Origin of the sequence: Aeromonas sp. R2-2 (genome assembly GCF_040908355.1) — a bacterium.
Taxonomy (GTDB): Bacteria; Pseudomonadota; Gammaproteobacteria; order Enterobacterales; family Aeromonadaceae; genus Aeromonas; species Aeromonas veronii.
The window spans coordinates 52,477-59,052 of sequence record NZ_JBFODQ010000084.1 but is presented as its reverse complement, the minus strand read 5'-3'; the positions used below and the strand labels follow the sequence as shown (position 1 = coordinate 59,052).

Annotated in this window: 6 protein-coding genes and 1 pseudogene; all 7 read left to right on the top strand. The window is 45.2% G+C overall.

Features of this window, described 5'->3' with window-relative positions; all coding sequences use genetic code 11:
* Nucleotides 1-269, top strand: a 269-nt coding sequence (locus AB5Z09_RS18010) for a hypothetical protein (RefSeq protein WP_368195439.1), incomplete at its 5' end; no start/stop codon positions are given.
* A 212-nt stretch (nucleotides 270-481) separates the two neighbouring features.
* The gene (locus AB5Z09_RS18005; RefSeq protein ID WP_368195909.1) at nucleotides 482-1,207 is read left to right on the top strand and encodes a ZirU family protein; all 726 of its coding nucleotides are present in this window, start codon (nucleotides 482-484) and stop codon (nucleotides 1,205-1,207) included.
* A 180-nt stretch (nucleotides 1,208-1,387) separates the two neighbouring features.
* Nucleotides 1,388-2,231 (top strand): annotated as a pseudogene (locus AB5Z09_RS18000) (IS5 family transposase).
* A gap of 336 nt (nucleotides 2,232-2,567) precedes the next feature.
* Nucleotides 2,568-3,143: a hypothetical protein gene (locus tag AB5Z09_RS17995; RefSeq protein ID WP_368195908.1), complete on the top strand. Its 576-nt coding sequence runs from the start codon at nucleotides 2,568-2,570 to the stop codon at nucleotides 3,141-3,143.
* A 665-nt stretch (nucleotides 3,144-3,808) separates the two neighbouring features.
* Complete coding sequence (locus AB5Z09_RS17990) at nucleotides 3,809-4,216, top strand: hypothetical protein (protein WP_368195907.1); 408 nt, start codon at nucleotides 3,809-3,811, stop codon at nucleotides 4,214-4,216.
* 1,490 nt (nucleotides 4,217-5,706) lie between these two features.
* The gene (locus AB5Z09_RS17985) at nucleotides 5,707-6,090 is read left to right on the top strand and encodes a hypothetical protein (protein ID WP_368195906.1); all 384 of its coding nucleotides are present in this window, start codon (nucleotides 5,707-5,709) and stop codon (nucleotides 6,088-6,090) included.
* 238 nt (nucleotides 6,091-6,328) lie between these two features.
* Nucleotides 6,329-6,568: a DUF6500 family protein gene (locus AB5Z09_RS17980; RefSeq protein WP_368195905.1), complete on the top strand. Its 240-nt coding sequence runs from the start codon at nucleotides 6,329-6,331 to the stop codon at nucleotides 6,566-6,568.
* The last annotated feature ends 8 nt before the right edge of the window (nucleotides 6,569-6,576 follow it).

The following is a 6,576-nucleotide window of genomic DNA, read 5'->3' as shown; positions in this document are numbered from 1 at the left end:
GTGGCCCGGTCCACACCGAGGTGAGTGGTGCCGGGAGTACCAACCCCATTGTTGGCTCCACCTGGAAGGCGAAGCTCACATGTCCGGACTCTATCCTTGCTGCCGACTGTGATGTGTCCAAGTTTGACTTCACCTGGTACGCCAAAGGGGTGGATGGAGTGACCCGCACCGCTACGGGCGCAACCAATAGTGATGAATACCTTGTGCCCGCTAATGAGCAGCGAGCTCAGCTGTGGGTCGAGATTGCGCCCAAGGCAGCCGCCAACTAATCGCTCCGGTTAGGGCGGTGGTTGATTGGTGCAGAGGCTTTATTAGTGAGCGTTCAATGCCGTGAGCCAGTGGCTGCACAGTGTTGGTTAGTTCTGGAGTGGGTGGTGCTCCGTGCTTTGGCACCACCTTTTTTAAATTGTTTGTCGCGCCTATGCCAAGTGAGACGACAAATACGTGAAAAGAGCGCAAACAATAATATTCAGGAGTAAGTATGAAGTATCAGTGGGCTTTGGGGTTTAAGAGAGGCGCAGTTGCCAGTGCTGTTGTAGGTATGCTTTTTTTTGGGGAGGCTGCGTCAGTGTTTGCCGTGACCTCCCCCCCTACAGGCACCATTATGGGGCGAGCTCCAACTATGGCGGCAGGTGCCATCACTTGGATTGATAAAAACAGCAACGGGGTTGTTGATGTGGGGGATGAGCTCTCTATCAACCCTGATGCCCTCTTCATTTTTGGTGATGTTGATGGCGATCCGTCAGTCGGAGACACCTATCAGTGGTTGCGTGATAAATCCCCCATTGATTCAGCTACAGCAAGCACTTATGAAATTACAACGGCAGACCTTGGGGCCTCTATCACTTTGAGTGTGACGCCTAACACCGACCCGCTTGTTACGGACCCGCACACAGGGGTACCAGTTGATTCCACAAATGCCATTGTTGCGGCAGTTGCAGGTTCCGTCTATGAAGTGAGTATTTCCGGGTTGGTAGATGGTGTGCCACAGGTTGGGACCGAGTTGACGGCTGAGCCTCTCTGCGTTAACAAAGCGTGTGACCTGGCTAAGCTCGCGTACAAGTGGCAGATTGAAGGTCGAGACTCTGTAACTGGCGATGGTACCGGCGTTTTTGCCGACATTCCTGATGCAACCTCTCAGAAGTTCACGCCGACCAAGGATATGCAAAAGCTTAAAGTGCAGGTTGTAGTTACTAACAAAGAGTGATTTTAAGTCTGGCTATTTCATGGCAAGCCGGGTAGTGCTGAGTAGCTCGGCTTGCTCTGATAGTAGAGTGAATGAAGGTGAAACTGAACGATATGAATATAGTGCAGTCTGACCTAGGCTGTGTTCTTAAAGTGATGAATATATAATCTCAAATCTTCTCAACAACTTAAGACCTATGCAGTGTCACGTCGTTACCAGTTGACCGATGCACAATGGGGGCTTATTGAGCCCCTTTTTCTATGCCGCCGCATAAGCGGACGCCCTACTCGTGAGCCGCGCCAAGTGCTTGATGGATTCTTCATACCGGCGCACCTTGGCGAGACCTGCCAGAACGTTTCGGCCCATGGAGCTCGGTCTATAACACCTTTCGACGTTGGCTGAGTACAGGTCGTATCGATGCCATCCTTGCTGCGTTGCAACTGCATCTCAATGAAGAAGGGCTTATCGACTTCGACCTGTGGTGCATTGACGGCTCCAATGTCAGGGCATCCAAAGATGCTGCCGGAGCGCGTAAAAAAACTCTCCGGTGAATCAAGCCCTTGGTCGCTCTCGTGGTGGTTTTGGCAGCAAAATTCACTTGGTCACTGATGGTAATGGTTTACCGCTGGGGTTCTGCCTTTCGCCGGGGCAATCAGCGGAAATCAGATATGCGACAAGTGCGTTGGCCATGGCAAGGATCCCGACTTCATCAGGCCGTTATCGCACTCGGCCAACTCATCTTGCCGCAGATAAGGCCTATAGCAGCAGGGCTCTGCGGGCAGAACTCCGGCGCAGAAAGATAAAAGCGGTTATCCCGCAACGCAGCGACCAGCAACGGCACCATAAGGGACGTCCACTGGTGTTAGACAAAGCTCGTTATCGTAGGAGAAATGTGGTCGAACGGTGCTTCGGATGGCTGAAGAAGTTTCTCCGATTCTCAACGAGGTATGAAAAGCTGGCGGGAAGTTTTGCTGCTTTTATCAAGCTGGCTTTCTCCCTTCGTTACTTACGGGAACTATTGGTGGACAGAAAACCAGCATTTTGAGAACACTGCCTAGAGGCCAGATTGCGTGAAGCGGTTGATAATTGGAATCCACAACGCCCGAGGCGCTGGTTGGCTAAATATGGTGGCTGGCGAGTTGAACGTCGTACATTGCTCACTAAGCGGTATTGTGAGCTTAGGGATGCAGCAAAAGTTCTGCTCGAGTGCTCGTGAAATGCTAATCGTATGTTGAATTTTTAGTTGAATCATTTCATAGAGATTGACAAATGGTTTTTATATGTTTCCATTTCTGGAGGTGTTCATGTGCATAAAGTATCAAGTAGTATTTAATTTATTTAATTATTGTGTGGGCTGCTTTCCGCAAACGTGAGAGCTATTGTGTCGGATTCATCAGGGCCAATTGAAGGGGCGGCGGCAGCCGTATCTGTCAGACTCGTGAGTGCGTCTAGCGGAACACCAATCACTCAAAAAATCATGCCAGATGCTGATTTTGTTCCCCTCAAGGTTGAGTATGTGTTTAGTGATGATAGAGATTATGAATTCGTGTCTGCAATAGAAAGCAACTCTACTCAGGTGGAGTTGCAGGTCGTTTATGGGACAACCTCACAGAATACTCAGCCTCTCAAGTCTGGAGCTGCCTTGAGTTTCAATTCTCTAGATGATCTTGATTATGGCTATGTTGCCGATAAAGAAAGTCCCAAACTTCGAGTTTGTGTAACGCAGAGAACAGAGCCTTTAACTACCCTTCCGTCCTCGGGCATAGCGCAATTCACAGATGTAGAAGTTGCCACGGTTACATCTGTTGAATTTCCACAGAGTGAAGACCCATCTGTTAACGTTGATGGCAACATGTGGACATTCAGATATACATCTAAGGATAATCGCTCTGTAGCACCCTTATCTACAAAACCAGTTATTCTTCTGGACGGCCCCTCGAACTGGCGCGTTTCTTGAGGCACAACTATAACAGGGGCGTTTCTGTATTCCTTTAGGGAGGGTTATGCTAACGCAATGGGAATGCATGCCGCAGCTGATGTCAATAAATATATGGCATACAGATTCACAAATAACACTGGAGAAAATTATCTCTGACTGTAGATGTTGCCATGAAGCATGGTGACTCTAATTGCAAACTTCCCTCTCCATGCATTTCCCTGTCTACTTCGACAGGTCGCAAGGCGGAGCATTTTCAAATATCCAGACTTTTCGTTTACGAACTCTTGATGCAGCTCGATGGAAAGGGTATTAAGAAGCAGATCCAGGAGACTTTTTGTAAGCGTCTATTTGTGCTGAGGTTGATAACGCATATTCGACAATACTCGTAAAATTCAATGTCTTTGGCTATATTGTTGAATAATAATTCCGTCGTGATTGATTTCTGTTTAACGGTGGGGGGGGCGTATCTCGTTGATTTATTTTCTGACATAATCTCCAGCAACGGAGGTGACACCTCATAAGTATTAGTGCTCACCCTCATGACCTGACCACTATTTGGCTGCCTCTGGGGAGGCTGCCTGTCCAGTACCCTCAGCGGTGGTATGGTCTTCTCTCATCTCCCCATTTTCGGGAGTCAGATAAATAATCAAGGTATGTAACAAGAGTAATTGAAGGGGAACTTCATGAGTCATTGTGATGAATACAGAGTAGTGTATGGTGATATTGTTGCACTTTACGTTTTTTATTGGCCACTTCATCAGAATCTACCCAAGTGCGCTCAGCTCGCCATGGGGGATAGTATTCTGTTGGAAATGACAGCAAGCTTGCGAGCGGTTGTGAGCATCAACCAAAAGTGTCAAGGTCGTCAACTCTGTTTTGATACCCATGAGCTTCTTGTAGAGGTGCTCAGGTCGATGACGGCTATCAAGGCCTTGCTCACCCAGTGCAGACAGTTGATGTGGATAACACCTGGTTCGCTCTCCGTGCTCACTGCACACATATCAAAAATACTCCACTGTGTAACCGGTTGGCAGATGCGCCTGATTGAGCAAGCTGTAATTCCTTTGTCCGAATTACCCAGACTTCCCTAGACACCTCGCCGCATTAATATAGCTGTAGTTACAGCCAGTAGATCTAAATATTGATTTTTGACACTGAGATACTGATGAGTTAGTACGAGGCCTTTTTAAGTTAAGACTGACAGCCTAACGGTTTCACCGCTACTCTTGTCTTTGCTGAGGAATGTAAGCATGTCGTAGTTCAGCAATGTATATCATTTTTCATATCTCTGCTTAACGCCCAGTAGAAGGCTTGAAAGTTATGTCAGTATTTACGTAGGTAGTGCTGATGGTAGTAGATGCGAAAGCCATAAAAAATACTTAGAAATTTTAAGTCTTAGTCATTGCTACGTTGTTGAGCATACTTGTAGTAAAAAAACTGCCTGATTACTATAGGGGTTGCTTGGCTAAAGGCAGTGCTATAAAGATTAAGAGTGCATGAACTCAACTAATTGAATTTATATTTAGTTAAAGTATGAGTCGTGACCCTTAATGTGTCTGACTTCGTTTTATTTACGATAATCACTGGTTGTTTTTGGTGGCGTTAATTAGGGTTTGCTGTGCCTATCGAATTTGATGGTCATGGGGTATGCATTTTTAATGATATTTAAATGTTAAGGTATGAGATATTTAGTGACCATGTTCAGAAAATGGATTGTGGCTATCTTAGCCACAGAGTTCTGTATGATTGTTGGTCTCGCACTTGCACCAAAATCCCCCACAACAGCTACCATCATTGGAGGCTCGCCAACAGTTTCACCTGTTATGCTTTTTCCTGCGGCCCCAAAATCTCGTAAAATTGTTACTGCATCATACATACATAACAGTGTGTATTTGGATGCTATGCTAGATTCGTTTAGCGAGTTGCTGCTAGCAGGAATGCCAGTAGTGACCTCTACGCCCCTTAAACAGTGTCAAGCGATGAGGTGCGGTGGCCAAATGAACTCGTGTTCTTGGTTAGGCCAATCTTCGGCTTGTGCTGGTTATGTCTCGTCATTGTATGTTTCTCTGAACGCTGCCAGTTGTAGTTATGAATCAAGTAATTTCTGACATCCCGTTTCGCATCCCTTGAGGTTCACAGATCTCTTTGCCTTGAATTACCCATGACCTCTGAACTGCGGCCATCATCTGCGAGGGGGAGGATCTCTCAGATTAATTTTTTCGCCATGAATCTGAACCCCGCTTAACTTAAGGTGTCGCCTATAAGCAAACTGATGAAAAAGTTTAATTAAAAATAAATAGATTGTTTTATTTGGCTTGGTGTTAGTTTTTGTTCATTATGACGCTTGTTGGTGGTTGCTGTGGTTTATGCATTTCACGCAATTGTGAGATTTAATTTCACAAATTTGTGAGTTGCAATGATTCCATGTGTACATGCTAACAAACCATAGTCTGTGTTTTGTATCATCTCCATGTCATGTGCTTTGCGCATCATGTTTTGATGCGCTTTTTTTATAATAAAGCTGTCTTTAAGATTGGTTTAGGTGACCACTGTCACTTGTACTACAGGGAGTTTGGAATAAATGTTAAAGAAAACGATTTTTTTTGCATTTTTGTTGATGCTTACAGGATGCGCAAAATCACCATCCTTGATAGCAAAAGACGCGATGGTGAACGGAAAGAAGCAAGAAACTCACCTGAATGCACCAATAGACGAACGCTGCCATAAGGATTTCCAAGTTCTTCGTGAACTAAACAGCGTTGCGTACAGGGCATACTATCAACAGCTAGATGATATATATAAGGTTTATGTTTTATATAAAGCAGAGCAGCAGCGAATGGGAAAAGACCCAAAAGAATTGATGAGTATGGAGCTTGAATCAAAAATGAACCAAGTATGTTCTAGGGTTAAGTACTCTGTATATGTCGAGGTTCAAAAAAAATTGAATAAAGTAATTCAATTGTAATTTCCATTGTTTTCTGCAACATAGTTAAGGCTGTACTAGCAAAATAAGTACTGGTACTTGGCTACAGCATGGATGTGCTGCTTTTTTGGCAGTATGATGACGCTGCTCACCCGACACCGGCCTAAAGCCGGTGTCTTTTATTACATTGCTTATCGAAATTCATAGTACGTCTAAAGCCGAGTGTTATTCTCTCCTTAATATTCGTATGTGTGATGGCCGTAACCATCAGGGAAGCATAATGAGACTCTGCATCCGAACTAAGATTGTGAATGTGTGTGAAGCTAAAATTGTGGCGAAAGGGCATAATGTTGGCGTGTCATTTTATGCTTTCTTTGCCAACAAGAATGACGATCCTGAGTTACTCATGGAAGTAGCCCAATGGTGGATCATGGAAATGAAACTAGATCACTTTGAGAAAGCAAGAAAAATTATATCTCTCGTAGAGCTCAGTCATTCAGCTTCCGATGCGTGTTCCTAGGAAGTTGC

What these genes read in the sequence shown, in the direction of transcription:
- AB5Z09_RS17985 (WP_368195906.1), top strand. Translation starts at nt 5,707, where the DNA reads ATGTTAAAGAAAACGATTTTTTTTGCATTTTTGTTGATGCTTACAGGA.
- AB5Z09_RS18005 (WP_368195909.1), top strand. Translation starts at nt 482, where the DNA reads ATGAAGTATCAGTGGGCTTTGGGGTTTAAGAGAGGCGCAGTTGCCAGT.
- AB5Z09_RS17980 (WP_368195905.1), top strand. Translation starts at nt 6,329, where the DNA reads ATGAGACTCTGCATCCGAACTAAGATTGTGAATGTGTGTGAAGCTAAA.
- AB5Z09_RS17990 (WP_368195907.1), top strand. Translation starts at nt 3,809, where the DNA reads ATGAGTCATTGTGATGAATACAGAGTAGTGTATGGTGATATTGTTGCA.